The sequence below is a fragment of the Ectobacillus ponti genome (assembly GCF_024294785.1).
GTDB lineage: Bacteria > Bacillota > Bacilli > Bacillales > Bacillaceae_G > Ectobacillus > Ectobacillus ponti.
In genome coordinates this window covers 1-907 of record NZ_JANCLT010000053.1, presented here as the reverse complement: position 1 = coordinate 907, position 907 = coordinate 1, and the positions used below count along the sequence as shown (strand labels likewise).

1 protein-coding gene is annotated in these 907 nt (G+C 66.7%); it reads left to right on the top strand.

Going from position 1 to position 907, the window contains the following annotated elements; all coding sequences use genetic code 11:
• The first annotated feature begins 74 nt into the window (after positions 1-74).
• Positions 75-827, top strand: a complete 753-nt coding sequence (locus NK662_RS24525; protein ID WP_254761332.1) for a TIP-type aquaporin — start codon at positions 75-77, stop codon at positions 825-827.
• The last annotated feature ends 80 nt before the right edge of the window (positions 828-907 follow it).

Sequence of the window (907 nt, the reverse complement as noted above, 5' to 3'; positions counted from 1 at the left end):
AGCCACACACACACCACTCCATTTCTGAGCTCTTCTAGTTTGAGTGAGAGAGCAGCAGAAGGGAGTAGTGCAAGATGCCGATCCGCAACATCGCCGTGGGGAGCCACCAGGAGGTGTACCACCCGGGTGCACTCAAGGCGGCGTTGGCCGAGTTCATCTCCACCCTCATCTTCGTCTTCGCCGGCCAGGGCTCCGGCATGGCCTTCAGCAAGCTGACCGGCGGCGGAGCGACGACCCCCGCCGGGCTGATCGCGGCGGCGGTGGCCCACGCCTTCGCCCTGTTCGTGGCGGTGTCCGTCGGCGCCAACATCTCCGGCGGCCACGTGAACCCGGCCGTGACCTTCGGCGCCTTCGTCGGCGGCAACATCACCCTGTTCCGCGGCCTCCTCTACTGGATCGCCCAGCTCCTGGGCTCCACCGTGGCGTGCTTCCTCCTCCGCTTCTCCACCGGCGGGCTCGCCACCGGCACCTTCGGCCTGACCGGCGTCTCCGTGTGGGAGGCCCTGGTGCTGGAGATCGTCATGACCTTCGGCCTCGTCTACACCGTGTACGCCACCGCCGTTGACCCCAAGAAGGGCAGCCTCGGCACCATCGCCCCCATCGCCATCGGCTTCATCGTCGGCGCGAACATCCTCGTCGGCGGCGCGTTCGACGGCGCCTCCATGAACCCGGCCGTCTCCTTCGGCCCGGCCCTCGTCAGCTGGTCCTGGGAGTCCCAGTGGGTGTACTGGGTTGGCCCACTCATCGGCGGTGGCCTCGCCGGCGTCATCTACGAGGTCCTCTTCATCTCCCACACCCACGAGCAGCTCCCCACCACCGACTACTAAGCTCATCGCCGCCGCCGCCGCTTGTCCATGATCGCCTCGTCTCCGACTCCGATCCAACCGTTTAGTTTCTCGCATCAGTG